This window comes from Pseudomonas lyxosi, assembly GCF_047758685.1.
Taxonomy (GTDB): domain Bacteria; phylum Pseudomonadota; class Gammaproteobacteria; order Pseudomonadales; family Pseudomonadaceae; genus Aquipseudomonas; species Aquipseudomonas lyxosi.
In genome coordinates, this window is record NZ_CP180481.1 from 3,537,144 (window position 1) to 3,562,515 (window position 25,372).

At 57.7% G+C, this 25,372-nt stretch carries 28 protein-coding genes, 3 tRNA genes and 1 pseudogene; 21 read left to right on the top strand and 11 right to left on the bottom strand.

Annotated features, from left to right (window positions below):
- Positions 1-50: 50 nt before the first annotated feature.
- Entirely contained in the window at positions 51-275 is a 225-nt protein-coding gene (locus ACMXYI_RS16200) for a hypothetical protein (RefSeq protein WP_415768100.1), read from the top strand.
- Between the two features lie 367 nt (positions 276-642).
- Here the strand turns inward: ACMXYI_RS16200 and ACMXYI_RS16205 are convergent, their stop codons facing one another.
- On the bottom strand, positions 643-1,449 hold the full coding sequence (locus tag ACMXYI_RS16205) for a hypothetical protein (protein ID WP_415768101.1): 807 nt from the start codon (positions 1,447-1,449) through the stop codon (positions 643-645).
- Between the two features lie 250 nt (positions 1,450-1,699).
- Positions 1,700-2,998, bottom strand: coding sequence for a tRNA 5-hydroxyuridine modification protein YegQ (gene yegQ, locus ACMXYI_RS16210; RefSeq protein ID WP_415768102.1), 1,299 nt, complete (start codon positions 2,996-2,998; stop codon positions 1,700-1,702).
- Positions 2,999-3,161: 163 nt separating this feature from the next.
- Here yegQ and ACMXYI_RS16215 point away from each other — a divergent pair, with 163 nt between their 5' ends.
- Positions 3,162-4,223: an AI-2E family transporter gene (locus ACMXYI_RS16215; RefSeq protein ID WP_415768103.1), complete on the top strand. Its 1,062-nt coding sequence runs from the start codon at positions 3,162-3,164 to the stop codon at positions 4,221-4,223.
- Here the strand turns inward: ACMXYI_RS16215 and ACMXYI_RS16220 are convergent.
- The 3 genes from ACMXYI_RS16220 to ACMXYI_RS16230 form a co-directional block, all read right to left on the bottom strand.
- Positions 4,220-4,402 (bottom strand): hypothetical protein, encoded by a 183-nt coding sequence (locus ACMXYI_RS16220; RefSeq protein ID WP_415767019.1) that lies wholly within the window; start codon positions 4,400-4,402, stop codon positions 4,220-4,222. The genes ACMXYI_RS16215 and ACMXYI_RS16220 overlap by 4 nt on opposite strands.
- A 100-nt stretch (positions 4,403-4,502) precedes the next feature.
- A complete protein-coding gene (locus ACMXYI_RS16225; protein WP_003179723.1) occupies positions 4,503-4,697 on the bottom strand; it encodes a hypothetical protein in 195 nt (64 codons plus the stop codon).
- A 235-nt stretch (positions 4,698-4,932) separates the two neighbouring features.
- Positions 4,933-5,307, bottom strand: a complete 375-nt coding sequence (locus ACMXYI_RS16230) for a hypothetical protein (protein ID WP_415768104.1) — start codon at positions 5,305-5,307, stop codon at positions 4,933-4,935.
- Positions 5,308-5,551: 244 nt separating this feature from the next.
- Between ACMXYI_RS16230 and ACMXYI_RS16235 the strand changes: the two genes are divergently transcribed.
- Together ACMXYI_RS16235 and ACMXYI_RS16240 are read left to right on the top strand one after the other, a co-directional pair.
- Entirely contained in the window at positions 5,552-6,403 is an 852-nt protein-coding gene (locus ACMXYI_RS16235; protein WP_415768105.1) for a shikimate 5-dehydrogenase, read from the top strand.
- Positions 6,404-6,415: 12 nt separating this feature from the next.
- The gene (locus ACMXYI_RS16240; RefSeq protein WP_415768106.1) at positions 6,416-6,934 is read left to right on the top strand and encodes a cupin domain-containing protein; all 519 of its coding nucleotides are present in this window, start codon (positions 6,416-6,418) and stop codon (positions 6,932-6,934) included.
- Between the two features lie 175 nt (positions 6,935-7,109).
- Here the strand turns inward: ACMXYI_RS16240 and ACMXYI_RS16245 are convergent, their stop codons facing one another.
- A complete protein-coding gene (locus ACMXYI_RS16245) occupies positions 7,110-7,757 on the bottom strand; it encodes a YceH family protein (RefSeq protein WP_415768107.1) in 648 nt (215 codons plus the stop codon).
- A 310-nt stretch (positions 7,758-8,067) separates the two neighbouring features.
- On the opposite strand from ACMXYI_RS16245, the gene ACMXYI_RS16250 reads away from it, so the two are divergent.
- Genes ACMXYI_RS16250 through ACMXYI_RS16270 form a run of 5 tightly spaced genes read left to right on the top strand, consistent with a single transcriptional unit; the run spans position 8,068 to position 12,179 of the window.
- Positions 8,068-9,045: an NAD-dependent epimerase gene (locus ACMXYI_RS16250; RefSeq protein WP_415768109.1), complete on the top strand. Its 978-nt coding sequence runs from the start codon at positions 8,068-8,070 to the stop codon at positions 9,043-9,045.
- A 45-nt stretch (positions 9,046-9,090) separates the two neighbouring features.
- Positions 9,091-9,831, top strand: a complete 741-nt coding sequence (locus ACMXYI_RS16255) for a glycosyltransferase family 2 protein (RefSeq protein ID WP_415768110.1) — start codon at positions 9,091-9,093, stop codon at positions 9,829-9,831.
- On the top strand, positions 9,828-10,106 hold the full coding sequence (locus ACMXYI_RS16260) for a lipid-A-disaccharide synthase N-terminal domain-containing protein (protein WP_076028031.1): 279 nt from the start codon (positions 9,828-9,830) through the stop codon (positions 10,104-10,106). The genes ACMXYI_RS16255 and ACMXYI_RS16260 overlap by 4 nt, the downstream gene beginning before the upstream one ends.
- A 3-nt stretch (positions 10,107-10,109) precedes the next feature.
- Entirely contained in the window at positions 10,110-11,630 is a 1,521-nt protein-coding gene (locus tag ACMXYI_RS16265) for an ArnT family glycosyltransferase (protein WP_415768111.1), read from the top strand.
- Between the two features lie 39 nt (positions 11,631-11,669).
- Complete coding sequence (locus ACMXYI_RS16270; protein ID WP_008148402.1) at positions 11,670-12,179, top strand: DUF1993 domain-containing protein; 510 nt, start codon at positions 11,670-11,672, stop codon at positions 12,177-12,179.
- Positions 12,180-12,364: 185 nt separating this feature from the next.
- On the opposite strand, the gene sstT is transcribed toward ACMXYI_RS16270, so the two are convergent.
- The gene (gene sstT, locus ACMXYI_RS16275) at positions 12,365-13,597 is read right to left on the bottom strand and encodes a serine/threonine transporter SstT (RefSeq protein WP_415768113.1); all 1,233 of its coding nucleotides are present in this window, start codon (positions 13,595-13,597) and stop codon (positions 12,365-12,367) included.
- Positions 13,598-13,877: 280 nt separating this feature from the next.
- Between sstT and ACMXYI_RS16280 the strand changes: the two genes are divergently transcribed.
- Positions 13,878-15,032, top strand: a complete 1,155-nt coding sequence (locus ACMXYI_RS16280; protein ID WP_415768114.1) for an MFS transporter — start codon at positions 13,878-13,880, stop codon at positions 15,030-15,032.
- Positions 15,033-15,036: 4 nt separating this feature from the next.
- Here the strand turns inward: ACMXYI_RS16280 and nhaR are convergent, their stop codons facing one another.
- Positions 15,037-15,936 carry a transcriptional activator NhaR gene (gene nhaR, locus ACMXYI_RS16285; protein ID WP_008148408.1) on the bottom strand — a complete coding sequence of 300 codons (900 nt, stop codon included), beginning with the start codon at positions 15,934-15,936 and terminating at the stop codon, positions 15,037-15,039.
- A 135-nt stretch (positions 15,937-16,071) separates the two neighbouring features.
- Between nhaR and ACMXYI_RS16290 the strand changes: the two genes are divergently transcribed.
- Both ACMXYI_RS16290 and ACMXYI_RS16295 read left to right on the top strand, forming a co-directional pair.
- Complete coding sequence (locus ACMXYI_RS16290; protein ID WP_415768115.1) at positions 16,072-16,314, top strand: hypothetical protein; 243 nt, start codon at positions 16,072-16,074, stop codon at positions 16,312-16,314.
- Between the two features lie 28 nt (positions 16,315-16,342).
- A complete protein-coding gene (locus ACMXYI_RS16295) occupies positions 16,343-17,092 on the top strand; it encodes a TerC family protein (protein WP_123366156.1) in 750 nt (249 codons plus the stop codon).
- Positions 17,093-17,169: 77 nt separating this feature from the next.
- On the opposite strand, the gene ACMXYI_RS16300 is transcribed toward ACMXYI_RS16295, so the two are convergent.
- The gene (locus ACMXYI_RS16300; protein WP_415768116.1) at positions 17,170-17,337 is read right to left on the bottom strand and encodes a hypothetical protein; all 168 of its coding nucleotides are present in this window, start codon (positions 17,335-17,337) and stop codon (positions 17,170-17,172) included.
- A gap of 167 nt (positions 17,338-17,504) precedes the next feature.
- On the opposite strand from ACMXYI_RS16300, the pseudogene ACMXYI_RS16305 reads away from it, so the two are divergent.
- The 3 genes and pseudogenes from ACMXYI_RS16305 to ACMXYI_RS16315 all read left to right on the top strand — a co-directional run bounded on the left by ACMXYI_RS16305 (position 17,505) and on the right by ACMXYI_RS16315 (position 18,768).
- Positions 17,505-18,234 (top strand): annotated as a pseudogene (locus tag ACMXYI_RS16305) (peptidase C39 family protein).
- A 94-nt stretch (positions 18,235-18,328) separates the two neighbouring features.
- Positions 18,329-18,535 carry a DUF6021 family protein gene (locus tag ACMXYI_RS16310; RefSeq protein WP_027925384.1) on the top strand — a complete coding sequence of 69 codons (207 nt, stop codon included), beginning with the start codon at positions 18,329-18,331 and terminating at the stop codon, positions 18,533-18,535.
- 17 nt (positions 18,536-18,552) lie between these two features.
- The gene (locus ACMXYI_RS16315) at positions 18,553-18,768 is read left to right on the top strand and encodes a hypothetical protein (protein WP_415768118.1); all 216 of its coding nucleotides are present in this window, start codon (positions 18,553-18,555) and stop codon (positions 18,766-18,768) included.
- A gap of 55 nt (positions 18,769-18,823) precedes the next feature.
- Here the strand turns inward: ACMXYI_RS16315 and pbpG are convergent, their stop codons facing one another.
- Together pbpG and folD are read right to left on the bottom strand one after the other, a co-directional pair.
- Positions 18,824-19,762 (bottom strand): D-alanyl-D-alanine endopeptidase, encoded by a 939-nt coding sequence (gene pbpG / locus ACMXYI_RS16320; RefSeq protein WP_415768119.1) that lies wholly within the window; start codon positions 19,760-19,762, stop codon positions 18,824-18,826.
- A gap of 238 nt (positions 19,763-20,000) precedes the next feature.
- Positions 20,001-20,855, bottom strand: a complete 855-nt coding sequence (gene folD / locus ACMXYI_RS16325) for a bifunctional methylenetetrahydrofolate dehydrogenase/methenyltetrahydrofolate cyclohydrolase FolD (RefSeq protein ID WP_008148421.1) — start codon at positions 20,853-20,855, stop codon at positions 20,001-20,003.
- Positions 20,856-21,134: 279 nt separating this feature from the next.
- Between folD and ACMXYI_RS16330 the strand changes: the two genes are divergently transcribed.
- The 6 genes from ACMXYI_RS16330 (at position 21,135) to clpX (ending at position 25,325) form a co-directional block, all read left to right on the top strand.
- Positions 21,135-21,211: transfer RNA gene (locus ACMXYI_RS16330), tRNA-Arg, on the top strand.
- A gap of 40 nt (positions 21,212-21,251) precedes the next feature.
- Positions 21,252-21,327 (top strand) — tRNA-His (locus ACMXYI_RS16335).
- A 54-nt stretch (positions 21,328-21,381) separates the two neighbouring features.
- Positions 21,382-21,466, top strand: a tRNA-Leu gene (locus ACMXYI_RS16340).
- 423 nt (positions 21,467-21,889) lie between these two features.
- Positions 21,890-23,200, top strand: a complete 1,311-nt coding sequence (tig, locus tag ACMXYI_RS16345) for a trigger factor (RefSeq protein ID WP_415768120.1) — start codon at positions 21,890-21,892, stop codon at positions 23,198-23,200.
- Positions 23,201-23,293: 93 nt separating this feature from the next.
- Positions 23,294-23,929: an ATP-dependent Clp endopeptidase proteolytic subunit ClpP gene (clpP, locus tag ACMXYI_RS16350; RefSeq protein ID WP_033057292.1), complete on the top strand. Its 636-nt coding sequence runs from the start codon at positions 23,294-23,296 to the stop codon at positions 23,927-23,929.
- A gap of 112 nt (positions 23,930-24,041) precedes the next feature.
- Positions 24,042-25,325, top strand: coding sequence for an ATP-dependent Clp protease ATP-binding subunit ClpX (gene clpX / locus ACMXYI_RS16355; RefSeq protein ID WP_007946893.1), 1,284 nt, complete (start codon positions 24,042-24,044; stop codon positions 25,323-25,325).
- Positions 25,326-25,372 lie beyond the last annotated feature (47 nt).

The window sequence follows — 25,372 nt, forward strand, 5'->3', positions numbered from 1 at the left end:
TTCCAACGAATACGGCCCAGATTTGCTGGACCTCATCAGTGAGGTGCGTCATGGCTAACGATTCGATGTTCCAGGGTGGAACGCCCAATACCGACCCTGCCAAACCCATGCCCGGCACCGACGAGCCAACCATGGATCATGACGCTCCACCCGGCATGGACCCTTCGCGGGACCCGGCCCAAGCGGATCGACCTGAAGACTGGATGGATCCTGATGCGGCCGAGGACGTGCCTCCGGCAGATGAACCAACACCGCTGTCCGATGACAGGCGATAAAAACAACCCGGCCAGTGCGCCGGGTTTTTGTTTTTTGTGCCGGGCAGTTCAACCGCGTCATCGTTCTTCGCGAGCAGTCGCATTGGCGACGGTCTGGATCAGGCGCTGGTTACTTGAGCAACGACCTGCCTGCGCTCCAGGTTTAAGGCGAGAACACTGACCATCACGAGGTTTCTTAGGCGACCGAGCCCAACACCCACCCTTCACCCTCCTAGATGTAGTAAAGCCCCTGCCGAGGCATAACCGTGTATTCGTCGGGCACCTCGCCGAATGCCGACCACGTTAAGTGCTCCCTGTGTCCTTGCGGTAGACCGTCCCGCGACAGTCATCCATTTTGACGAGGCAATGCAAATGCAATGTTGCAAGATCAGTCATCGTTCAGTGCAGTCAATTCGATGCTTGCGGGTTTGATGTACTGTTTACCGTTGCCAGATTTCGAGATGGTACCGAACACCAACATGTGCGAGCCGTCCAACTCACCAACAGTAATTTTGTGACGGCTCAAAAATGGTTTTACCGACTCAGGATCGATCGCAATACTCACAACCTCCCGATCACCAGTATTTATCCATAAAGAATCGTCATACCCAGTGCCTGTGTCATAGATAACACCCCAAAACCCGTACAGGGTCTGGGATCGGCATTTGCTTACCTCGGAGAAATTTACAAATAGGTCGCGAGCTGGCCATGCGCCTCTGCCCGGTAGCTCGACATAAATATCAGAGGTGCGAAAGGCTGCCGAGTAAATCAGGTTCTTCAGTAAAGGACGCAATCGACGATGCGAAATGGCATTTTGACGAGCGCCGGTTCCAGTAAATCTTCCGCCGCCACTTCCTTCTCCGCCCTTACCACCAGGTTCACCGTTAACAATCGGTCCTCCACCTTGAGCCTCATCGATGACGATGCGGGTTCCCGGATTGTGCAGAATATCCTGCTCACCACCATTACCAACGCCACGAACAGACTCTGGAGTCGCCAGCGGGCAGTTGGCGTGCGGTCGTGCGCCAAAACATGGACCTTGACCACTCTTAGCTTCCTTACGGAAATAGGCGGTCGTTTCACATTTGACACAAACGAGATATCGGCGGTACTGGGCGCGCTGTATGTCGGGGAGTGCAGCAAATTGGGGTCCAGTGTACTCAGTGCTGTTTAACGTGCAGTAAGCGGTATCCATATCGGAAGGCCTCATAATTTGGATCCAAATGAATACCAGAAACTCACTGCTTTGGCGATGGCTTGGAGCCACCACCATGGCCGGGTTGATTGTATAGGTCTCTATCCCCCTCCATGCTCCGGGTTTGGTCAGTTTTTTGACTATGATTGATACCTGTAAACCATGTCCCCGGTTTCAAACGTAAAGGATGTCCCCGGTCTTTACCTTTCTCGCTCTCCCCCGTGGAAAGAGGACAGGGTGAGGGGTGGATCTAAGCCACACCCACATCCCGCATCAACAACCCAAACTGCAAATCCACCGCATCCGGAATCGGCAGATACACGGTATGCCCATCCCCCGGCGCCACCTCGATCGGCTCGCCTTTAACGTTTTGCAGCTGCTGCAAGTCGAATTGGAAGTTGCCCTTGGGCGTCATCAGTTCCATATGGTCGCCCAAACCAAATCGATTCTTCACCTTGACCTCCGCCATTCGGTCACGCCGCTCGCCGGTCAGCTCGCCGACAAATTGCTGCCGCTCCGACACCGAACTGCCGTGCTGATAGTTCTGGTATTCGTCATGCACATGCCGCCGCAGAAAACCTTCGGTGTAGCCGCGCTGGGCGAGGGATTCCAGACGACCGGCCACCGCGTCGTCGATCGCCCGGCGGTAAACCTGAGTGGTCCGCGCGCAATAAAAGTGAGATTTGGTCCGGCCCTCGATTTTCAGTGAGTGCACGCCCATCTGCGTCAGCCGCTCGACATGCTGCACCGCGCGCAGGTCCTTGGCGTTCATGATGTAAGTGCCGTGTTCGTCTTCGAAGGCCGGCATCAATTCGTCGGGCCGATTGGCTTCCTGCAACAGGAACACCTGATCGGTCGGGGCGCCGATGCCCAGGGTCGGTTCGGGCAGGAAGGTCTGTACGATCTCGCCGAGCTGGTTTTCCGTGGCCTCTTGCGGCGAATATTTCCAGCGACAGGCATTGGTGCAGCTGCCCTGATTGGCGTCGCGCTTGTTCATGTAACCTGACAGCAGGCAGCGACCGGAATAGGCCATGCACAAGGCGCCGTGGACGAACACCTCCAGCTCCATCGCCGGGACTTGCTGGCGGATTTCGGCGATTTCTTCCAGGGACAGCTCCCGCGACAGGATGATCCGGCTCAAACCTTGTTGCTGCCAGAACTCGACACTGGCCCAGTTCACCGTATTGGCCTGTACCGAAAGGTGGATCGGCATCTGCGGATAATGCCGGCGGACCAGCATGATCAGGCCTGGATCGGACATGATCAGCGCGTCCGGGGCCATGGCAATTACCGGTGCCAGGTCTTTGAGGAAGGTTTTCAGCTTGGCGTTGTGCGGGGCGATGTTCACCACCACATAGAAGCGCTTGCCTTGAGCCTGGGCCTCGTGAATGCCGAGGGCCAGATTGGCGTGATCGAATTCGTTATTGCGCACCCGCAGGCTGTAGCGCGGCTGACCGGCGTAGACCGCATCGGCGCCGTAGGCGAAGGCATATCGCATGTTTTTCAGGGTGCCGGCGGGGGCGAGCAGTTCTGGAGGCAGGAGAGTCATGGCAGAGTCGGTCACAAAAGCCGCCGAGAGTAAGCGACCTGCCCGCGGGGTTCATTGATCTGGATCTATGCTTGATGAACAAACGGATGGCACTCGCGCGAACCGTGGCGGACTAAGCATCAGGACGCGACATTGTGTCCTTGCGGACTGACATGGATCGGACATGAACGAAGAGACACTGCAAGACAAATCACTGGTGATCTTGCTAGGGCTGGTCACCGCCGCTTTCATCTGGATTTTGCTGCCGTTTTACGGTGCGGTGTTCTGGGCGGTGATCCTCGGCATCCTCTTCGCGCCCCTGCAGCGGCGACTGCAACTGAAGTTCGGCTGGGAACGCAACCTGACGGCGCTGTTCACCCTGGCCATCTGCCTGGTGATCGCGATCCTGCCGGTGATCATCCTCAGTATCTTGCTGGTTCAAGAAGGGGCCGCGCTGTACAAGAGCATCGAAAGCGGCGAGCTGGACATCGCCGGGTACGTGACGCATTTCAAACACAGCCTGCCGCCGTACTTCCAGAACTTGCTCGATCGGGCCGGGGTTGGCGAGCTGGAAGGGCTGCGAGAGAAAATCATCAAGAGTGCGGTGACAGGCAATGAGTTTGTCGCCACGCAGGTTTTCAGTGTTGGTCAGGGCACATTCGAGTTTGTGGTGAGCTTTTTCATCATGCTCTACCTGCTGTTCTTCTTTCTGCGGGACGGCGCCGAACTGGCACGTAAAGTCCGCGCCGCGGTGCCGCTGCAGGAGCACCAGAAACGCCGTTTGCAACTCAAGTTCAATCGTGTGGTGCGGGCGACAGTGAAGGGCAACCTGCTGGTGGCGATCACGCAGGGTGCATTGGGCGGTTTGATTTTCTGGTTTCTGGATATTCCGAGCGCGCTGCTCTGGGCGGTGCTGATGGCGTTTCTGTCGCTGTTGCCAGCGGTGGGAGCGGGGATCGTCTGGGCGCCGGTGGCGGCGTTTTTCCTGTTCGCCGGAGCGATCTGGCAGGGCGTGGTGCTGGTGCTGTTCGGGATTTTTGTGATCGGCCTGGTGGATAACGTGCTGCGACCGATCCTGGTGGGCAAGGATACCAAGATGCCGGACTATCTGATCCTGATCTCGACCCTTGGCGGTCTGGCGATCTTCGGCCTCAATGGCTTTGTGATCGGGCCGCTGATCGCTGCGCTGTTCATGTCGAGCTGGGCAATTTTCATTGAAACCAAACCGCGGGTCCAGCTGCCTTAAGCGCTGATTTGGCCTTGGCCGATGCGTTGTGACAGGGCCTGGGCGGCCGGCAGCGAGGTGAGCGGACCGCTGATCGGCTCGCCGTCCTGCACCAGGTACCAACAGGCGAGCAATCCTAGCTCTCTGAGCGGTGCGGGAACGGCGCTGCCGATAACGGACATGATCTGAACCTGGGACATAAGTACCTCCATCAATCTATGGAGCTACCTTACGGACCGGACGCTTGAACGGACAATCAACGCTTTCGATAGTCGTCATTGATGCCAATGAGACTTCGCTTCAGTCGACCACCAGATCCAGCATATGAACCACTTCCTGCTCGTTGAGCAGGCCTTTTCGCACCAGGTTTTCTGCCAGCAGCGAAAGAAACTTGGCGCTGCGATGGCCTTCCAGGTGCTTGAGTTCGGTCAGTGCGTTGTACACCTTGCTGGAAGTGCACAAGCCGACAATGCGGTGCGGGTTTTGCGTGGGCATGAGGTCGTCCTTGTTTTTATCAACCTGTTGTTAACGGACAGATCCAAGATTGCGGACCTGACATGACATAAATATGACCGCTTTCCCCAACGCGGGGGAAGGGTGGCGAGTCAATCTTGCCAACTTGCACCGCAAAGACTGTCCCGACAGCGACCTTGGCGAGATTTATCCAGACCTCTGCCGACGGACGGTCATAAAAAAGGCCCCGCTGTTGAGGCGGGGCCTGATGATTCCGTTACCAGCGGCCATAACCGTGGGGAGGGCCGTAGTAACCGCGCGGTGGACCGTAATAACCACGTGGCGGGCCGTAGTAAACCGGCGGCGGGCCGTAATAGACCGGTTGTTGCACGTAGACCGGTGCCGGCTGGTAATAAACCGGTGGCGGGGCGTAGTAAACCGGTTGTGGCTGAGCGTAAACCGGTTGCTGTTGTACATAGACCGGTCGATTGCTGTTGATGATGGCCGAACCGACGATGGCCGTGCCAACGATCGCGCCAAATACCGCCGGCCCTTCCCAACCGTGACCGCCGTGACCGCCGCCAGCCTCTGCCTGCCCTGCGATAGCAAGAGCACCGATCAGCAAGGCTACTGTGGGGATTTTACGGATCATGATAGTTCCTCGGTTCTTCGCCCCGGCGCTCGTGTCTGCAATAGACCCAAGGATTGTCGCGGGGATACTTCTAAGACAGCGTTTTTTTCAAAATCAGCACAGCCGTTGGGTAAATTTTGTGTAAGGTCTGTACTAGCTTCTTTACGGTTCAGTGAGGCCGCGTTCAGACACACCATTATGATCGAACAGACCGGATGGATTGGCTAATCCCGTCCATCTGAAAGTGCTATTCAGGAGATTTTTCATGCAGATGAACCCCAACAGAGACACCCAGCTGTGCATGTCGCTTTCCGCACGTCCCGGGAACTTCGGCCTGCGGTTTCACAATCATCTGTATGAGCAACTGGACCTGAATTTTTACTACAAGGCCTTCAGCAGTCAGGATCTGCCAGGCGCCGTTGGCGGCATTCGCGCCCTGGGGATTCGTGGTTGCGGCGTGTCGATGCCGTTCAAGGAGGCGTGCATTGCGCTGGTCGATGAACTGGACCCCTCCGCTGCAGCCATTCAATCGATCAACACCATCGTCAACACTAACGGCCATCTCAAGGCTTACAACACCGACTACATCGCGATCGCCCAGTTGCTTGACACCCACCAGGTGCCGAAGGAATTGACCTTTGCCCTGCGCGGCAGCGGCGGCATGGCCAAGGCGGTGGCCAGTGCCTTGCGCGATGGTGGCTACAAAAATGGCCTGATCGTTGCCCGCAACGAGCGTTCCGGACGGGCGTTGGCCGACTCGCTGGGCTATCGATGGCAAGCGGAACTGGGCTCGGAGCGGCCGCAGATGCTGATCAACGTCACACCGATTGGCATGTCCGGCCCCGAGGCCGATCAGCTGGCGTTCGATGTTGAAACCATCGCTGCTGCCGAGACTGTCTTCGATGTAGTGGCAGTCCCCTCGGAAACACCGTTGATTGTGCGCGCTCGTGCTGAAGGCAAGCGAGTGATCACCGGGCTGGAAGTGATCGCGATCCAGGCGCTGGAGCAGTTCGTGCTGTACACCGGCGTGCGGCCGACCGATGAGCAGTTTCAAAAAGCCGTGGAATTTGCCCGAAGCGGCCTTGGCTATCCTGCTGCCCAGCAAGCGAAACCGTGACTGAGGTGACTCATGCATCCTGCCATTCTTAATCTGGATCAGGCCGAACTTGAGCCGCTGCCCGAAGCGTTTGCCCCGGCGGGAGACACCGCCGACCGCTATCAGCAACGGCAGGCGCGCATTGGCCAGCAACTTGGCGCGCAGAAGCTGGGTTATCGCTTGTACGCGCTGGAACCGGGGATGCGTGGCAGTCCGTTTCACAGTCATCGGGTCAACGAGGAGATGTTTTACATCGTGGCCGGGGAAGGGGAGATTCGCTTGGGCGCCGAGCGCTTTGCCGTTCGCGCCGGTGATGTCATTGCCTGCCCGCCGGGCGGCCCTGAAACCGCGCACCAGATCATCAACACCAGCAACGCTGAGCTGCGCTACCTGGCGGTCAGCACCCAGCAGTCACCCGAGATTTGCGAGTACCCGGATTCCGGCAAGTACGCGGTGATGGACGACTTCAAGGTCGACGCCGAGGGCAATGCCTCGGGCTTCGTCGCCGTCGCCCGGCCGGCGGACGGCGTGGATTATTGGGACGGCGAGTAATCACGCCTCCCTCTGTGTAGCAGCTGCCGAGCTTGCGAGGCTGCGTTCGGCTGCGCAGCAGTCGTAAACCCTACATTCACGGTTCGCCTGAAACACCGCATTGCCTGTATTGACGACTGCTTCGCAGCCGAACGCAGCCTCGCAGGCTCGACAGCTGCTACGCAGACCGCGTTGTTTATTCGAGGCGGGCCAGACGCTCTTCCAGCGCCGCAATTCGCGCCTCAAGCTCTTCGATCCGCTCAACCGATACGCCGCCACCCGCGCCACGCTCGATCGGGTTCTGCCGTGCCGCCAGGATCACTTCGATGTCCGCCGGGTCGCCCAAGGCGTGCATGTAGCGGTCTTCACGCTGACCGGCCTGGCGCGGAATCAACAGCGCCAGACCACGAGCGATCAAGCGTTCCAGTTGATGCACCACCTGTTCGGCATCTTCGAAGTCATGCATGCGGCCGCTGCGGGTCAGCAGTTCATTGACCGTTTGCGGACCGCGCAGGAACAGTAGCCCAGCAAGAATGACCTGAGCCGGCACCAGTTCCAGCGCCTTGTCGACTTTGTGTTCCCAGCGATCCGCACGACTGCCCATCACCAGTTTGGTAAAGCCGCGTCCTTCGAGGGCGCGCAGGCTCTGGCCGACCTGACCCTGGGTCAGGTTCATCACCGGCTCGCGGCTGGTTTTCTGGTTGCAGGCAATCACCAGCGCATTGAGGGTCAGCGGATAGGTTTCCGGACTGGTGGCCTGTTTTTCGATCAACGAACCCAGAATGCGGATTTCCGTGGAGTTGAGTCGCGGCTCGTCGAAGGTCGTTTCTTGCTCAGTGCTCATGATTCTGCATTCCTTCCCGGGTTCATGATTTTCTCCTGCTGGCATGCACTTTAGATAGACGTGTGCCAATGGCAACTGAATTCGTCGCCGTACCTTGGCAATGGTCACAAAACTTAAATCAACCTGTTACGCCACCTTAACAATCAGACGTGCACCGTATGCATGGCTGCAGAGGACTGCGGCTCATCACGGGTACGGCGAAAATTCCTATCGACGACGTCACCGGCCTTATTAATTGTGCAGTGGAGCAAGGCATGAAGTTGACGTGGGTATCGACCCGCAATAATGCGCTGATCGGCGCGCGCCCGCTATGACCGTACTGGTCACCGGCGCCGCCGGTTTCATCGGGTATCACACGGTCAAGCGCTTGTGTCAGGAAGGTCTTGAGGTGGTCGGTATCGATAATCTCAACGACTACTACAGCGTGGAACTCAAACACGCACGGCTCAAGGAGCTGAAGTCCTTGTCGGGCTTTCATTTCCAGGCACTGGATATCGTCGACAAACCGGCCTTGATGGCATTGTTCAAGGATCACGGCTTCACAGAGGTTATCCATCTGGCTGCCCAGGCGGGCGTTCGCTACTCGCTGGACAACCCGGACGTGTATGCGCAATCGAACCTGACGGGTTTTCTGAATGTGCTGGAAGCCTGCCGGCACCATCGCCCCGAGCATCTGATTTATGCATCGAGCAGCTCGGTGTACGGCACTAACAGCAAAATGCCGTTCAGCGTCGAAGACGCCGTCGATCATCCGATTTCGTTGTATGCCGCCAGTAAGCGTGCCAACGAGCTGATGGCCCACAGCTATTGCCATCTGTATGGACTGAAGGCCAGCGGCCTGCGTTTTTTTACCGTTTACGGACCTTGGGGGCGCCCCGACATGGCGCTGTTCAAATTTACCGAAGCGATCCTTAACGACAGGCCGATTGATCTCTACAACCAAGGCCAGATGTCGCGCGACTTCACCTACATCGACGACATCGTCGAAAGCATTGCGCGCCTGCGCCCAAGACCGCCGTTATCGGAAGGACCTGGCGATGGCGCCAACCGGATCTTCAACATCGGGCGCGGCACGCCGGTGGCGCTGCTGGATTTCGTCGAGTGTCTGGAGTCGGCATTGGACAGGGAAGCCCGGCGCAACTTCCTGCCGCTGCAGGCTGGCGATGTGGTCAAGACCTGGGCGGATGTGTCGGCATTGGCGCAGTGGGTCGATTTCCGTCCACAAGTGACGGTTGAAGCCGGTGTAGCGGAATTTGTGAAGTGGTATCGCCACTTTTATCAGAGATGAAACGTTGGCCCTTGATCATAAAAATCCAGGGTAATAGGGGCCTCTATGAGCCAAGACATATTTGTATCCGTCCTGATTCCGGCAAAGAACGAGGCGAGCAATCTCAAATCGCTGCTTGAAGAAATCCGTATCGCACTGGCCGATGAGGCGTATGAAATCATCGTCGTGGACGATGGCAGTACTGACGCTTCCTTGCAGGAACTGCGACAGACCCGCCACAGCGGCCTGAGCACGTTGCGTATCCTGCGCCATGAGCGTTCGCTGGGGCAGAGCACTTCGCTCTACCACGCGGCGCTCGCCGCTCGGGGCCAATGGCTGGCCACGCTCGATGGCGACGGTCAGAACGACCCGGCGGACATCCCCGGCATGCTGGCATTGGTGCGCAGTGAGCAGGGGAGCGTCGACCTTCAGTTGGTGGCCGGGCACCGGGTCAACCGTCGTGATACCGCGAGCAAGCGCTGGGCCTCGCGGTTTGCCAACGGGTTGCGCAGCCGGATGCTCAAGGACCAGACACCGGACACCGGCTGCGGGCTGAAACTGATACAGCGGGCGGCGTTTCTGCGCTTGCCGTACTTCGACCACATGCACCGGTTCATTCCTGCGCTGATCCAGCGTCATAACGGCCGCATGATCACCCACCCCGTCAACCATCGGCACCGCATGGCCGGGGTCTCCAAATACGGAAACCTCGACCGCGCCCTGGTGGGCATTCTCGATCTGATCGGCGTCTGGTGGCTGATCAGGCGCACGCGTCTGCATGCCCATGCGCAGGAGATCGAAGGATGAACCTGTCCCGCGAAACCCTGTGGCTGGTGGTCGGTTTCAGTGGCCAGATCGCCTTCACCGGTCGCTTTGTCTTGCAGTGGCTGTACAGCGAATACAAGAAACGCAGCGTGATTCCGGTGAGCTTCTGGTACCTGAGCATCGTCGGCAGTGCGCTGCTGTTCGCTTACGCCATTTACCGACAGGACCCGGTTTTCATCGCCGGTCAGGCGTTCGGCTCCATCGTCTATTTGCGCAATCTGCAATTGATTGCCCGCAGCAAAACCTTGAAGGACTGACCCGTGCGCCGAACCCTGTCACCCAGCGTCGAATGCCTGGGGCTGATGTTGCTTGCTCTTTTATTGGTCGGCGCCGGGTTCGGGCTGCGTCAGCCGCAGAATGTCGACGAGGAGCGATTCCTCGGTGTTGCGCTGGAGATGCTGCACAACGGTTCCTGGCTGATTCCGCACCGAGCCGCGGAGATCTACGGCGATAAACCACCGATTTTCATGTGGACGGTAGCGTTTTTCACCTGGATCACCGGGATGCCCGCCCTTGCCCTTTATATTCCGGGGCTTTTGTCTGCCACATCGGTCACGGCCATGCTCTACGACTTGGGTCGCCGGTTGTGGAATCAGCGGGCCGGACGAACAGCAGCGCTGTTGTACCTGGCCACGTATCAGACCTACAGCATTCTGCGCACCGGTCAGATCGACAGTTTTCTGATCCTGTTCACTTCTCTGGGTATGTACGGCCTGACCCGTCACCTGCTGCTCGGGCCCGCCTGGCGTTGGTTCTACGCGGGATGCGCGGCCATGGGCATTGGCGTGATCACCAAAGGGGTCGGCTTCGTCCCGGCGTTGATGCTGATTCCGTATGCCTACGCAGTGCGCAAAGGCTGGCCTGGGGTGGTGGCCATACCGGGCGAGGCGCGCAAGTGGTGCCTGGGCTTTTTGGTGGTGCTTGGCGCCGTCGCGATCTGGCTGCTGCCCTTGGCGGTGTCCATCGCATTCAATGGCGCCGCTGACGAAATCGCCTACGCACGGGAAATTCTGCTGCGCCAGACAGCGGGGCGCTATGCCGCCGCGTGGGATCACCGAGAACCGTTCTGGTACTTCTTCGTCAACGTCATCCCGCAATACTGGTTGCCGTTGGTGCTGGCCTTGCCGTGGCTCGTGCCCGCTTGGCGCAGGCAGTTGCGCAAACGCGACGGTCGAGTGCTGGTGCTGCTGGGGTGGGTCGTACTGGTCGTACTGTTCTTTTGCCTGAGCAGCGGTAAACGCAAGTTGTACATTTATCCGGCGTTGCCAGGGCTGGTGCTGGTTGCAGCGCCATTGATTCCGTGGCTGCTCAAGCGCTGGTTCGACAAGCGCCCGCGCGGTCGGCGGGTATTCCAGGTGTTGGCCGTCACGTGGTTCACGCTGTGGTTCGCTCGCGGTTTCGTCGACCCGGTCAAGGACGGACCCAATCCCCACGAGGCGCTGATGGCGCAAGCAGCGGCGATGACTCAAGGCGCAGACCTGGTGCTGGTCAACTGGCGTGAGGGACATTGGCTATTCGCCCGACAGCCGATTGTGCATTTCGGAATGATCGGCTCCACGGTCGAGCAGGCCGCTCAATGGCTGCGCGAACACCGCCAGGCGTACGCCTTGGTGCCGGATGAACTGCTGAGCCGGTGTTTCAATCCGCAGGCCGCCCGTGAACTGGGCGAAACTTCGCGCGCACAGTGGTCGATTGTCGGTGCCGATGCCGATAACGGTCGTTGTCATCCCGGACAGCCAGCCAATATCTATCGCTTCACCTGGGACCGCGCATCGCTATAATCGCCCCACGTTTCCCTCCTGTCACAACACGAGACTGCCATGACTATTTCCCTGTACGCCGCTTCCGTCCCGGTTTTCAAACAAATGCTCAACGCCCTGAGCGACGTTTTGAACAAGGCCGAAGCCCACGCCACCGCCAAGAACATCGACCCAAATGCTTTCCTGCAAGCCCGTCTGTACCCGGACATGTTCCCGCTGGTCCGTCAGGTGCAGATCGCCGTTGATTTCGCCAAGGGCGTTTCCGCGCGTCTGGCCGAAGTTGAACTGCCGAAATACGACGACACCGAAACCACCTTCGCCGAGCTGCAAGCGCTGATCGCCAAAGTGCTGGCCTTCATCGGCGAGATCAAACCGGAACAGATCGACGGCAAGGAAGGCATCGAAATCATCACCCGTCAGGGCACGCCGAAAGAGAAGCGCTTCACTGGCCAGGCTTACCTGCTGAGCTACGGCCTGCCGCAATTCTTCTTCCACGTCACCACCACCTACGCACTGCTGCGTCACAACGGTGTGGAAGTGGGCAAGCGCGATTACATGGGCGCGTTCTAAACCGCTCAGGCAATAAAAAGCCCTCGCAGCCTTAGGTTGCGGGGGCTTTTTCATATGTAAGCATTGTTCATCTGCACCGCAGATTCTGTGGGAGCGAGCTTGCTCGCGATGGCGGACTGTCAGCCAACATCAATGGTGAATGTCACGCCCTCATCGCGAGCAAGCTCGCTCCCACAGGATGGGGGTTACGCCAACCGTTGGGCCTTCTGTTCTTCACCCAGGCACGCCGCCGCGGTGAACAGTACGTCGGTGGAAGAGTTCAGCGCGGTTTCCGCCGAGTCCTGCAGCACACCGATGATGAACCCGACGGCCACCACCTGCATGGCGATTTCACTGGGGATGCCAAACAGGCTGCACGCCAGTGGAATCAACAGCAACGAGCCTCCCGCCACGCCCGAAGCGCCACAGGCACAGATCGCCGCGACGATGCTCAGCAGGATGGCGGTCGGAATGTCCACGGCGATGCCCAGCGTATGCACGGCGGCCAGGGTCAGCACGGTAATGGTGATCGCCGCGCCCGCCATGTTGATCGTTGCACCCAGCGGGATCGAGACCGAGTAGGTGTCTTCGTGCAGGCCCAGGCGCTTGCTCAATTCCAGATTGACCGGAATGTTCGCCGCCGAACTGCGGGTGAAAAATGCGGTGATACCGCTTTCGCGCAAGCACGTGATCACCAGCGGATACGGGTTGCGCCGCAGCTTCCAGAACACGATGACCGGGTTCATCACCAGCGCCACAAACAGCATGCAGCCCAGCAAAACCGCCAGCAGGTGCACGTAGCCGATCAAGGCACCGAAACCGGAGGTGGCGAGGGTCGAAGCCACCAGTCCGAAAATGCCCAGCGGCGCAAAACGGATCACCAGCCGCACGATCAGGGTCACGCCGTTAGACAAGTCGCCGAGCACCTCGCGAGTGGTGTCACCGGCATGGCGAATGGCAACGCCCATCCCAATCGCCCACGCCAGAATGCCGATGAAGTTGGCATTCATCAGCGCGCTGACCGGGTTGTCGACCACGCTCAACAGCAGACTTTGCAGCACTTCACTGATCCCGCCCGGCGCGGTGACCGCAACGTCGTGAGTGGCCAATACCAGGCTCGAGGGGAACAACGTACTGGCGACAACGGCCACCACCGCCGCCGCAAACGTTCCCAGCAGATACAGAAACAGAATCGGCCGAATGTGGGTTTCCTGGCCGTGTTTATGGTTGGCAATCGAGGCCATGACCAGCACGAACACCAGAATCGGCGCGACAGCTTTAAGCGCTGATACGAAGACTTTGCCGATGAACGCGGTGGACTTCGCCACCTCCGGCGCGAAGAGGGCCAGGGCAATCCCGGCGATCAGGCCGATGATGATTTGTGTGACCAGGCTTAAGCGTTTCAGGCGTAACCATAGCGAAGGGGATGAAGCGGTCATAAAACGGCATCTCTGATTTTATTAGGTGCGGGGGTATCGCGACATCAATGCCAATCAATGGCCGATGAACAGGGTGTACGTATCGCAGGGCGCGGACTTTATCACAGCGTGGTCTCCATCCTTCAGACCTGTGACGATCTGCCACCCGTGGGTCAACGAGATCGGCAGGTTCGTGCAACCCTGATCGGAAACACTCTGTTAAGATTCGCCATCCTCATTTTCAAGTCATGCCAGTGGGCCTTCGGGTTATCGCTGGTGCCGTCGTTTTCTGGAGTTCTGCATGCTGTTGCCCATCCTTCTGTTGTCTGCCGCCGGTTTCACGGTGCTGACCACGGAATTCGTCATCGTCGGCCTGTTACCGGCGATCGCTAGAGACCTTGAAGTCAGCATCCCCCAGGCGGGTTTGCTGGTGACCTTGTTCGCCTTCACGGTCGCCGCATTCGGGCCGTTTCTGACTGCGTATTTCGCCCGGTTCGAGCGCCGCAAATTGTTCATCTCGGTGCTGATCATGTTCGGCCTGGCCAACACCCTCGCGGCGTTTGCGCCGAACATCTGGGTGATGTCCGCCGCCCGGTTGATCCCCGCGTTGGGGCTGCCAGTGTTCTGGGCGCTGGCCAGTGAAACCGCGGTGGACATTGTCGGCCCGGACTACGCCGGTCGCGCCATTGCCAAGATCGGATTCGGGATTGTCTGCGCCACCGTGTTCGGCATACCGGTGGGCACACTGATCTCCGATGCGTTCGGTTGGCGCAGTGCTTTCGGCATTCTGGCGGTGATCGCGTTTGCCAAGGCGTTGCTGCTGTTTATCTACCTGCCGAAAACCAATCTGCATCAGCATCAAGTGAGCTTCAGTTCGCAATTCAAAATTTTGCGCAGCCCGCTGATGGTTGGCCATGTGCTGCTGTCGATCCTGGTGTTCAGCGGCATGTTCACCGCCTACACCTACCTGGCGGACATTCTTGAGCGACTGGCCGGTTTCAACGGCACGGTGGTCGGCTGGTGCCTGATGGGCTTCGGCGCGGTCGGCTTGATCGGCAACTCATTGGGCGGCCGCGCGGTGGATCGTCATCCGTTGATCGCCTCGATGATGTTCTGCGCGTTCATGATCGCCGGCCTGGTGGCGTTGGTGCCGAACATTCATTCGCCGCTGGGTCTGGCTGCGGCGATGGGGATCTGGGGCGTGACTCAGGCGGCGTTGTTCCTGGTCAGTCATGTGCGATTGATGAAGGCTGCACCCGAAGCGCCGGCGTTCGCGGCATCGCTGAACATTGCCGGGGCTAACCTCGGGATCGGCCTGGGCGCCATGATCGGCGGTAGGGTCATCGACGGTGTAGGCCTGCAAGGTCTTGGTTTCGCGGCGGCCGCTTTTATCCTCGCCTCGATCCTCTTGGCTATCGCGCTGATGACCTTCAAGCCCCGCGAAGTCTGCGCCTGACACCTCACATCTCGGTGAACAGCTCGCGTCGGGCACCTTCGGTAATGGCGACAATGCCGGGGTGCTTGACCTTGCGTTCCACCGAAATGGCGTAGAACGACTCGGTCACCGCGTCGGTCTGGCCAATCAATTCCACGCCGTATTGGCGTATCACTTCATCGGCAATCACGCTCGGGCCGATGAAGATCCCGCTGCCGGATTGGCCGAAAGCCTGCATCAAGGCGCTGTCGTCGAACTCGCCGACAATGCGCGGCTGGATCTGCTGCTCGGCAAACCAGCGCTGCAAGCGACTGCGCACCACGGTCTCCGGCCCTGGAATCAGCAGCGGTGCACCGTGCAGGCTGCGGGGAAAATCCTGACCGTATTGCGCCGCCAATTCAGCGGTGGCAAAGAAGCTGATCCCGCATTCCCCGAGTTTCTGGCTGTAGCCCTTGATGTCCAGGTGCGAGGGCATCGGGCTGTCGGAAATCACCAGGTCGAGACGCTGGATCGCCAGGTCGGCGAGCAGGCGTTCGAGTTTGTCTTCGCGACAGGTGATGCGCAGCGGTTCGCTCAATTCCATGGTCGGCGCGATCAGGCGGTAGACGATGGATTTGGGCACCACATCGGCCACGCCAACCCGAAACAGAATCTGCTGTTCGTTGGGCTGTGCTCGCAGCATCAGTTCCAGTTCCCCGCCCAGCTGAAACATTTGCTCGGCGTAGGGCAGGGTCTGACGCCCGGCTTCGGTGAGTTCCAGCTGCCGGCCGACCCGGCGAAACAACTCGATGCCATAGGTTTGTTCGAGCAGGGAAATCTGCCCGCTGATGGTCTGCGGTGTCAGATTCAACTGCTCGCAGGCGCGCACGATGCTGCCGGTCTTGGCCACCACCCAGAAGTAATGCAATTGCCGATAGTTGAGCATGACCACCTACAGTTCGTAAAAAACGAAGTATAACCGCTAAAAATACGAATTTTCCTGAAGTGTTTGCCTCCCTAGAATGCCTCGCTATCAACGGGCCATCGTTTCGGCCCGGTTTGTTCTATCGAGGAAAGCATCATGAAGCTTAAAACCACGGCACTGTTGATCACGTCTTTACTGGTATTGGCCGGTTGTGACCAGGCCGAAAAAAGCGCTCAGCAACTGATGGGCAAGGCTGCCGAAACCGCCAAACAAGCGATCGACGACACCCACAAAGCCGCAGAGCAGGCAATCAGTGACGCCACTGGCGGGCTGATCAGCAAGAAAGAACAATCGGGCGAAGATAAACAGAAAACCGAATCTTCGTCCCAGGAAATCTAAAACGTCTTAAAAGAGTCAGGACTGACCCATGGAATACCTTTTAGAACTTGCTGCAAGCCCCACCGCCTGGGTCGCCCTGGCTACCTTGATCGTTATGGAAATCGTGCTCGGCATCGATAACCTGATCTTCATTTCGATCCTGACCAATAAACTGCCCGAGCAGCACCGGCAGAAAGCGCGGCGCATTGGTATCGGCATGGCACTGATCCTGCGACTGGCGCTGTTGAGCACTATCGCGTTCATCGTCCAGTTGACTGAGCCTGTGATCGATATCTTCGGCCAGACGTTCTCCTGGAAGGACATGATCCTGATCGCCGGCGGCCTGTTCCTGTTGTGGAAGGCGACCACCGAGATCCATCACAGCATGGACCCTGCGCCGGATGATCCGACGTCGGCCACCTCGACCGTGACCCTGGGCTTTGCCGCCGCGATCGGTCAGATCCTGCTGCTGGACATGGTGTTCTCCATCGACAGCATCATTACCGCTGTCGGCATGACCGAGCATTTGCCGATCATGATCATTGCGGTGGTGGTGTCTGTACTGGTGATGTTGCTGGCGGCTGATCCTCTGGCCAAGTTCATCAACGACAACCCGACGGTGGTGATGCTGGCGCTGGGCTTCCTGATCATGATCGGCATGACGCTGATCGCCGAAGGCTTCGGCGCCCATGTACCGAAAGGCTATGTGTATGCGGCCATGGCGTTCTCGGCGACGATCGAGGGTTTGAACATGATGTCGCGACGTGCAAAGCAGAAGCGTTTAGCCGCTGAAGCTTAATCTGCGTTAAACGAAACGGCCGCCTGTGCTCGAAAGAGCCAGGCGGCCGTTTTTGTTTGGATACATAAGGGTGTCGGTCAGTGCGCGGTAGCGTGCTGTTCAGCGGTTTTATCGGGTTTCGCCACCGGCGCCGACTGAGCCGGATGATGGTGCCGGCGGGTAATGCGCAGGACTCCCCATAACATGGCGGCGGCAACGGCCAGCCAGCCAGAAATCAACATCACAATGGTCATTGTCAGGCTCATCAGTGCCTCCTCTTCGCCCTGCTGCGGGCACACACTCTTTGCACATGACAGTCTAGTCGCTGCTGTGTTTCAGGCTATTGACCAAAGGTCGGCTGTCACCAATCAGTTCGCTCTATCGAATCCCATCATCTGCCGGTTAAGGCTATACCGCTGCCGCGCGGCGTCCTATGATCGACGGCCAAGCCGGGAGCGCGAATGCCTGGCGTCAAAATCAAGAGAGTGATGATGGTGCGGGTATTTTCTCGAATTCGATCTTTAGTGCTGGTCGTTGGCTGCGTTGCAGGTCTGGCTGGCTGCGCGGGGAGCGTGGCACCTGAAATCAAGCGCCTGCCGGAGCGTGTCGAGCTCAGTGGCACGTTCTACCGTGGCGTGGCGAATCAGAGTGGGCCGCAAGTGCTGGCCAGCATGTTGTCCCAGCAAGGCATTGTGATTACCCCAGGTTTGCTCGAAAAGCCGTTGCATTTGCCGGGTGCCGAAGCCCAGTTGCAGCAGAACATGCAGAACCTCGCTCGCGAGTACGGCATGGTCGTCTATCCCCTCGACAGCAATCTGCCTGCACTGTTGACCCAGGTGGCGGCCGGTTATCCGGTAATGGTGCGTTTCACCGAAGGCTCAGCGTTCTGGGCTGAACCGCGTTACGCCATTCTTGCCGGGTACAACCGTCAGAAGCAGACAGTGCTGCTGCGCTCGGGCATGAATCGTCGGGAGTTGATGGGCTTCGGTTCGTTTGAATCGGCGCTCAAGGATGCCGGTGGCTGGGCCGTGCTGATCCAGAAGCCGAATCAACTGCCGGCCAATGTCGATCAGCAGCGATGGCTCAAGGCCGCGAGCGACCTTGCCCAGGCAGGTCAGGAGCAGGCGGCCGCCAGGGCGAAGAAAGCGCTGAACGCGCAATAAGTCCGTTCGTCATCTGTCGGGCACCGCTGCACTTTGCTGACCTCTAACGAAGTAGGGCCCGGATTTCTCCCGGCCAGACTCAAAGGAGGTGCCCATGGCACATTCCACTACCCCCGTCGGCCCGCACTCATCTGAGCATTCTTCGGGCGATGAGTTGGGGTTCGACCCCGATTCACCGGACCTCGCCGATCCTCAGGTCGACCCCATCGGACCCGCCAAGGCCCCGAGGGATGTGAAGCCGGGCGACAATCCCAAGGCGCCTGCGAAGCCTTACGATCCACTCGCCGATCTGAAACCCTGAGCCTGAGTGAGGTGCGTATGTCTACCGATTCGAGTTTCAACGACAAACGTCCGGACAGCGTTCCAACCACGCCGGAAGAGGGTGTTGACCCCGTGATGGATCCGAATGATCCGTTAAGGGATCCCTTGGCGCGTCCGATGGTAGTACCAACGGAACATCCCCATGGCACGAGAGATCCGAGCACCGGGGACGGCATTCCAGATGACGACCAGATGCCGTTGCCCAATGACTGACGCTGGACGAAAAAAAGCCCCGAATAGTCGGGGCTTTCTTTTTTCTGTCGTTTAGTTATTTCGACGCTTCAACCACGCCGCTCTGACGATGCTTGAGGTTCTTGTCGGATTTGTACTGCAAGGCTACAGACGGCACGTTCGTGCCCCTGCCGGTTTCCACCCAGCTGCGAATGCGACTGGCATCGGCAAAATGCGTGTACTTGCCAAAGGCGTCGAGGATGACCAGCGCAACCGGGCGATTGCCCATGCTGGTGACCAGCACCAGGCAGTGACCAGCCTCGTTGGTGAAGCCGGTTTTCGTCAGCTTGATGTCCCAGTTCGGCTTGTTGACCAAATGGTCGGTATTACGGAAACCCAGGCTGTAGTTGGGTTTACGGAACGAGACGGTTTTTTGCTTGGTCGTACTCAGCTCAGTCAACAGTGGGTACTTGTGCGCAGCGATCAGCAGTTTGCTCAGGTCGCGGGCCGTGGACACGTTGCGAGGGGAGAGGCCGGTCGGTTCGACGAAGTGGGTGCTGGTCATGCCCAGTGCTTTCGCTTTGGCATTCATTGCGGCAATGAACGCGACGTAGCCGCCCGGATAATGATGGGCCAGGCTCGCGGCCGCGCGGTTTTCCGAGGACATCAGGGCGATCAGCAGCATTTCCTTGCGCGGCATTTCGCTGTTGAGTTTCACCCGGGAAAACACACCTTTCATTTCCGGGGTGTCGCTGATGTTAATGGAGATGTATTCGTCCATGTTCTGCCTGGCTTCAACCACGATCAGCCCGGTCATCAGTTTGCTGACGGAAGCAATCGGCACAACCACGTCAGGATTGCTGGCATAGATGACTTTGTTGGTCTGCAGATCCATCAGCAACGCGCTGCCGGAAGCGATCTTCAGTGATGACGTGTCTCGCGGCGCCGAAGTGGTGTCGGCAGCGTTGACCATTGGCGTGGTGAAAGTCCCTGTAAATGCAAAAAATAGGCTCAGGATGGAAAGACGGATTTTCACGCTGGCAGACTCGTTAGGTGTGGATAAGCCGTTCTGTAACGGGTTGTTTCTTTAAAAACGACGCATTTTAGGAGTATGGCTGAAGAACTGTCGATGGTTGATCAATGAACAGGTCAAAGTCCTTGAAAACCCCTACAAACAGTAGGTTTCCGGCGAGCGGTAACGTTTTTAATTCAGGCAAAAAGAACCCCGCCAATGGCGGGGTTCCTTTGTTCGTCGCAGCCATGAAAATGCGAACTCAGCTGTGCAGTGTTTCGGCAGCGTACAGCGTGTTTTCCAGCAGGCAAGCGCGGGTCATCGGGCCAACGCCACCCGGGACTGGAGTGATCCAGCCGGCGCGGGGCAGGGCGGTGTCGTAGATCACGTCACCAACCAGTTTGCCGTCTTCCTGACGGTTGATGCCGACGTCAATCACGATCGCGCCTTCTTTGATCCACTCACCCTTTACCAGCCCCGGCTTGCCGGCGGCGACCACCACCAGATCGGCACGGCCCACGTGGCCTGCCAGATCCTTGGTGAAACGGTGGGTGACGGTCACGGTGCAACCAGCCAGCAGCAATTCCATTGCCATCGGGCGGCCAACAATGTTGGAGGCCCCGACAACCACTGCGTCCATCCCGTAGAGATCGACACCGGTGCTTTCCAGCAACGTCATGATGCCTTTAGGCGTGCACGGACGCAGCAGCGGAATACGCTGGGCCAGACGGCCGACGTTATAAGGGTGGAAACCGTCGACGTCCTTGTCTGGACGAATGCGCTCCAGCAATTTGGAGGCGTCCAGGTGTTCAGGTAGAGGAAGCTGAAGCAGAACGCCGTCAATCGCCGGGTCGTCGTTCAAGCGATCAATCAGATCGGTCAACGCTTCTTGAGTGGTTTCGGAAGGCAGGTCGTAGGCTTGGGAAATGAAGCCGACCTCTTCACAGTCTTTACGCTTGTGCGAGACATAAACCTGAGAGGCAGGATCGCTGCCGACCAGGATCACCGCGAGGCCGGGCGTGCGCAGACCTTGCTGGCGACGCTCGTTGACGCGTTTGGCGATCTGCTGGCGCAGGCTGGCGGCGATCGATTTGCCGTCGATTAGTTGTGCAGTCATTGCGCGTGATTAACCATCGAGAGGGGAAAAAAAGAGAACGCATTCTCGCATGTCATGAGGTGAGGGCAAAGGCGCTTGGTCTGCAAATTCCCCTAACCCCTTTAATTAAATGAATTTTTTTTAAAAAAGAGTTGACGACCTTCAGGGTCACCTATAACATTCGTCGCACTTGTCGGGCACAGCCTAGCACTGGTTAAGAAGGTCGAGCAGAGTTGATGTTTAATTCGGTGAGACTGAAAGCACTTAGTTTGTAATCGTCCAAGAATACAGATTAACAAGGCGCCCGTAGCTCAGCTGGATAGAGCATCCGCCTTCTAAGCGGATGGTCGCAGGTTCGAGTCCTGCCGGGTGCGCCATTAGGCAGCTTTGGCACAAGTAACGCAACATGGCAATATGGTGGGCGTAGCTCAGTTGGTAGAGCACGGGATTGTGACTCCCGTTGTCGAGGGTTCGATCCCCTTCGTCCACCCCATATTTAGAAAGGCGCCAGATTAACAGTCTGGCGCCTTTGCTTTAAAAGCTTGATGCGGATGTGGTGGAATTGGTAGACACACTGGATTTAGGTTCCAGCGCCGCAAGGTGTGAGAGTTCGAGTCTCTCCGTCCGCACCATTACAAGTAGCTATTTAATAGCAGAAAACGGCGCAGCACCTGAAAAGGGCTGCGCCGTTTTTGTTTTAGAAGTCTGAATTTTCAAAAGCGGCCGCAGGTTCTGGGTCGAGAGGGCGGCTCGGATCGTCGGATTTATGTTTCTCGATGATGCTGGCTCGCCCGTTGGTCCCCTCGTGGGGTCGACTGTCAGGGATGGATTGCCGATGCCTTCTATATATAGAAGGATTGGTGCAGAGCCCTGGCATGATTGGCTGTATTTGCTAACAGGGCGAGGCACAACCGTTTGTCCCCGCCTATAAATTGCCTGCTGCTTTTTTACCCGTTTTCAGTAGGGTGACTTCTTGAGTTTGACCCACTAGAATGCATGCCCTTGATTCTGGGGTCGGAAACGGCCGGCTAACGTCTGTGCAACGAGGAATATCCATGCAAGTTTCTGTTGAAAATACTTCTGCTCTTGAGCGCCGCATGAGCATCACCGTGCCGGCTGAGCGCATCGAGACTCAGGTCAACAAGCGTCTGCAGCAGACTGCCCAAAAGGCCAAGATTGCTGGCTTCCGTCCAGGCAAAGTGCCAATGAGTGAAATCAAGCGCCGTTTCGGTGCTGATGCACGTCAGGAAGCGGTCGGCGACGTGATCCAGTCCTCTTTCTACGAAGCTGTCGTTGAGCAGAAGCTGAACCCGGCTGGTGCTCCTTCGATCGAGCCGAAATCGCTGGAAGCTGGCAAAGACCTGGAATACGTCGCGATTTTCGAAGTGTTCCCTGAGTTCACCGTTGCCGGTTTCGAAGGTATCGCGGTTGAGCGCCTGAGCGCTGACGTGGCTGATGCCGATCTGGACAAAATGCTGGAAGTGCTGCGCAAGCAGAACACCCGTTTCGAAGTGGCCGATCGCGCTGCTCAAAACGAAGACCAGCTGAACATCGATTTCGTTGGCAAGGTCGACGGCGAAGTGTTCGCTGGCGGTTCCGCCAAAGGTACTCAGCTGGTTCTGGGTTCCGGCCGCATGATCCCTGGTTTTGAAGACGGTCTGGTTGGCGCTAAAGCCGGCGAAGAGCGCGTTCTGAACCTGACCTTCCCAGAGGACTATCAGAACCTCGACCTGGCAGGCAAAACCGCTGAGTTCACCGTGACCGTGAACACTGTTTCCGAGCCAAAACTGCCAGAACTGACCGAAGAATTCTTCGCTCAATTCGGCATCAAGGAAACTGGTCTGGAAGGCTTCCGCGCCGAAGTTCGCAAGAACATGGAGCGTGAACTGCGTCAGGCGATCAAATCCAAGGTCAAGAATCAGGTAATGGACGGTCTGCTGGCCACCAACCCGATCGAAGTGCCTAAGGCTCTGCTGTCCAACGAAGTTGACCGTCTGCGCGTGCAGGCTGTTCAGCAGTTCGGCGGCAACATCAAGCCTGACCAACTGCCGGCCGAGCTGTTCGAAGAACAAGCCAAGCGCCGCGTTGTGCTGGGTCTGATCGTGGCTGAAGTGGTCAAGCAATTCGACCTCAAGCCTGACGAAGCCCGCGTTCGTGAAATGATTCAGGAAATGGCTTCGGCTTACCAGGAGCCTGAGCAGGTTGTGTCCTGGTACTACAAGAACGACCAGCAACTGAACGAAGTCCGTTCGGTTGTGCTGGAAGAACAAGTTGTGGATACTGTTCTGCAGAAAGCTAGCGTGACCGACAAATCGGTCTCTTACGAAGAAGCAGTCAAGCCGGTAGAAGCTCCACAAGCCGACTGATCGTTTTTGCGGTAAGAAGTACACACCATAAGCCAGCCTTCGTGCTGGCTTATGCGTATTCAAGACATAACTATTTGGGAGTGACTGCAGAGCATGTTCCGTAATTCGTATATTCAGCAGAACTCTGATATCCAGGCCGCAGGCGGCCTGGTCCCGATGGTTGTCGAGCAATCTGCTCGTGGCGAGCGCGCCTATGACATCTACTCGCGCCTTCTCAAGGAGCGAGTGATCTTTCTGGTTGGTCCGGTAGAGGACTACATGGCCAACCTGATCTGTGCGCAACTGCTGTTCCTTGAAGCGGAAAACCCGGACAAGGACATCCATCTCTATATCAACTCCCCGGGCGGTTCGGTGACGGCGGGCATGTCGATCTATGACACCATGCAGTTCATCAAGCCAAACGTGTCGACCACCTGTATCGGTCAAGCGTGCAGCATGGGTGCGTTTCTACTGACGGCCGGTGCCGCCGGCAAGCGTTACTGCCTGCCGAACTCGCGTGTGATGATTCACCAGCCACTGGGCGGTTTCCAGGGCCAGGCTTCGGATATCGAAATCCATGCCAAGGAAATCCTCTTCATTCGTGAGCGTCTCAACACGCTGATGGCCAAGCATAGCGGGCACACTCTTGAAGAAATCGAGCGCGATACCAACCGCGATAATTTCATGAGTGCAGAAGCAGCGCGTGAATACGGGTTGATCGATGAAGTGATCAGCCAGCGCCCCGCTTAAATTAAGCAGCTCAAAATAGGGTTGGTCGGCGCGTCCGATCACTAGCGGGCTTGAAAAAGCCCGCAATAGCCTTCATCTTGTGTTGCAAGCCTATCGGATTTGGATCGAACGAATGACTGACACCCGCAACGGCGAGGACAACGGCAAGCTGCTCTATTGCTCCTTCTGTGGCAAAAGCCAGCATGAAGTACGCAAATTGATTGCCGGCCCCTCGGTCTTTATCTGCGACGAGTGCGTCGACCTGTGCAATGACATCATCCGTGAGGAGGTGCAGGAAGCCCAGGCCGAAAGCAGCGCGCATAAATTGCCTTCGCCTAAAGAAATCAGCGGCATCCTTGATCAGTACGTGATTGGTCAGGAGCGTGCGAAAAAGGTTCTGGCCGTAGCGGTGTACAACCACTACAAGCGCCTGAATCAGCGTGACAAAAAGAATGACGATGTCGAACTCGGCAAGAGCAACATCTTGCTGATCGGCCCGACAGGCTCGGGTAAAACCCTGCTTGCCGAAACACTGGCCCGCTTGCTGAACGTCCCGTTCACCATCGCCGACGCAACCACCCTCACCGAGGCAGGTTACGTGGGTGAAGATGTCGAAAACATCATTCAGAAGCTGCTGCAGAAGTGCGATTACGACGTAGAAAAGGCCCAAATGGGCATTGTCTACATCGATGAGATCGACAAGATCTCGCGCAAGTCTGACAACCCGTCGATCACCCGGGACGTTTCCGGTGAAGGCGTGCAGCAGGCCCTGCTCAAGTTGATCGAAGGCACGGTCGCTTCCGTTCCGCCTCAAGGTGGTCGCAAGCATCCGCAGCAGGAATTCCTTCAGGTCGACACCCGTAACATCCTGTTCATCTGCGGTGGTGCGTTCTCCGGTCTGGAAAAGGTTATTCAAAACCGTTCCACCAAGGGCGGCATCGGTTTCAACGCGGAAGTGCGCAGCAAGGAAGAAGGCAAGAAAGTCGGTGAGTCCCTGCGTGAAGTCGAGCCTGACGATCTGGTCAAGTTCGGTCTGATCCCGGAATTCGTCGGTCGTCTGCCGGTACTTGCCACGCTGGACGAGCTTGATGAGGCTGCGCTGATGCAGATTCTCACCGAGCCGAAAAATGCTCTGACCAAACAGTATGCCAAGCTGTTCGAGATGGAAGGTGTGGACCTGGAATTCCGGGCCGACGCTCTGAAATCGGTCGCCAAACGTGCCTTGGAACGCAAAACCGGTGCCCGTGGGCTGCGTTCGATTCTCGAAGGTGTATTGCTCGACACTATGTATGAAATCCCCTCGCAGTCCGAGGTGAGTAAAGTAGTGATCGACGAAAGCGTTATAGAAGGCAAGTCCAAGCCACTGTATATCTACGAAAACAGTGAGCCGGCTGCCAAGGCAGCGCCAGACGCCTAAGCGTCACGCTGCTGGAATAAAGAAGGGGCCTTCGGGCCCCTTTGCTT

Coding starts and splice junctions, on each gene's coding strand:
- ACMXYI_RS16245 (WP_415768107.1), bottom strand. CDS start 7,757: ATGAGCACTGAGCAAGAAACGACCTTCGACGAGCCGCGACTCAACTCC.
- nhaR (WP_008148408.1), bottom strand. CDS start 15,936: ATGCTCAACTATCGGCAATTGCATTACTTCTGGGTGGTGGCCAAGACC.
- yegQ (WP_415768102.1), bottom strand. CDS start 2,998: ATGACTCTCCTGCCTCCAGAACTGCTCGCCCCCGCCGGCACCCTGAAA.
- ACMXYI_RS16215 (WP_415768103.1), top strand. CDS start 3,162: ATGAACGAAGAGACACTGCAAGACAAATCACTGGTGATCTTGCTAGGG.
- ACMXYI_RS16200 (WP_415768100.1), top strand. CDS start 51: ATGGCTAACGATTCGATGTTCCAGGGTGGAACGCCCAATACCGACCCT.
- ACMXYI_RS16260 (WP_076028031.1), top strand. CDS start 9,828: ATGAACCTGTCCCGCGAAACCCTGTGGCTGGTGGTCGGTTTCAGTGGC.
- clpP (WP_033057292.1), top strand. CDS start 23,294: ATGTTCCGTAATTCGTATATTCAGCAGAACTCTGATATCCAGGCCGCA.
- ACMXYI_RS16290 (WP_415768115.1), top strand. CDS start 16,072: ATGAAGCTTAAAACCACGGCACTGTTGATCACGTCTTTACTGGTATTG.
- sstT (WP_415768113.1), bottom strand. CDS start 13,597: ATGACCGCTTCATCCCCTTCGCTATGGTTACGCCTGAAACGCTTAAGC.
- ACMXYI_RS16270 (WP_008148402.1), top strand. CDS start 11,670: ATGACTATTTCCCTGTACGCCGCTTCCGTCCCGGTTTTCAAACAAATG.
- ACMXYI_RS16240 (WP_415768106.1), top strand. CDS start 6,416: ATGCATCCTGCCATTCTTAATCTGGATCAGGCCGAACTTGAGCCGCTG.
- ACMXYI_RS16235 (WP_415768105.1), top strand. CDS start 5,552: ATGCAGATGAACCCCAACAGAGACACCCAGCTGTGCATGTCGCTTTCC.
- folD (WP_008148421.1), bottom strand. CDS start 20,855: ATGACTGCACAACTAATCGACGGCAAATCGATCGCCGCCAGCCTGCGC.
- ACMXYI_RS16310 (WP_027925384.1), top strand. CDS start 18,329: ATGGCACATTCCACTACCCCCGTCGGCCCGCACTCATCTGAGCATTCT.
- ACMXYI_RS16315 (WP_415768118.1), top strand. CDS start 18,553: ATGTCTACCGATTCGAGTTTCAACGACAAACGTCCGGACAGCGTTCCA.
- ACMXYI_RS16295 (WP_123366156.1), top strand. CDS start 16,343: ATGGAATACCTTTTAGAACTTGCTGCAAGCCCCACCGCCTGGGTCGCC.
- ACMXYI_RS16280 (WP_415768114.1), top strand. CDS start 13,878: ATGCTGTTGCCCATCCTTCTGTTGTCTGCCGCCGGTTTCACGGTGCTG.
- ACMXYI_RS16225 (WP_003179723.1), bottom strand. CDS start 4,697: ATGCCCACGCAAAACCCGCACCGCATTGTCGGCTTGTGCACTTCCAGC.
- ACMXYI_RS16230 (WP_415768104.1), bottom strand. CDS start 5,307: ATGATCCGTAAAATCCCCACAGTAGCCTTGCTGATCGGTGCTCTTGCT.
- ACMXYI_RS16250 (WP_415768109.1), top strand. CDS start 8,068: ATGACCGTACTGGTCACCGGCGCCGCCGGTTTCATCGGGTATCACACG.
- ACMXYI_RS16220 (WP_415767019.1), bottom strand. CDS start 4,402: ATGTCCCAGGTTCAGATCATGTCCGTTATCGGCAGCGCCGTTCCCGCA.
- clpX (WP_007946893.1), top strand. CDS start 24,042: ATGACTGACACCCGCAACGGCGAGGACAACGGCAAGCTGCTCTATTGC.
- tig (WP_415768120.1), top strand. CDS start 21,890: ATGCAAGTTTCTGTTGAAAATACTTCTGCTCTTGAGCGCCGCATGAGC.
- ACMXYI_RS16300 (WP_415768116.1), bottom strand. CDS start 17,337: ATGAGCCTGACAATGACCATTGTGATGTTGATTTCTGGCTGGCTGGCC.
- ACMXYI_RS16205 (WP_415768101.1), bottom strand. CDS start 1,449: ATGGATACCGCTTACTGCACGTTAAACAGCACTGAGTACACTGGACCC.
- ACMXYI_RS16255 (WP_415768110.1), top strand. CDS start 9,091: ATGAGCCAAGACATATTTGTATCCGTCCTGATTCCGGCAAAGAACGAG.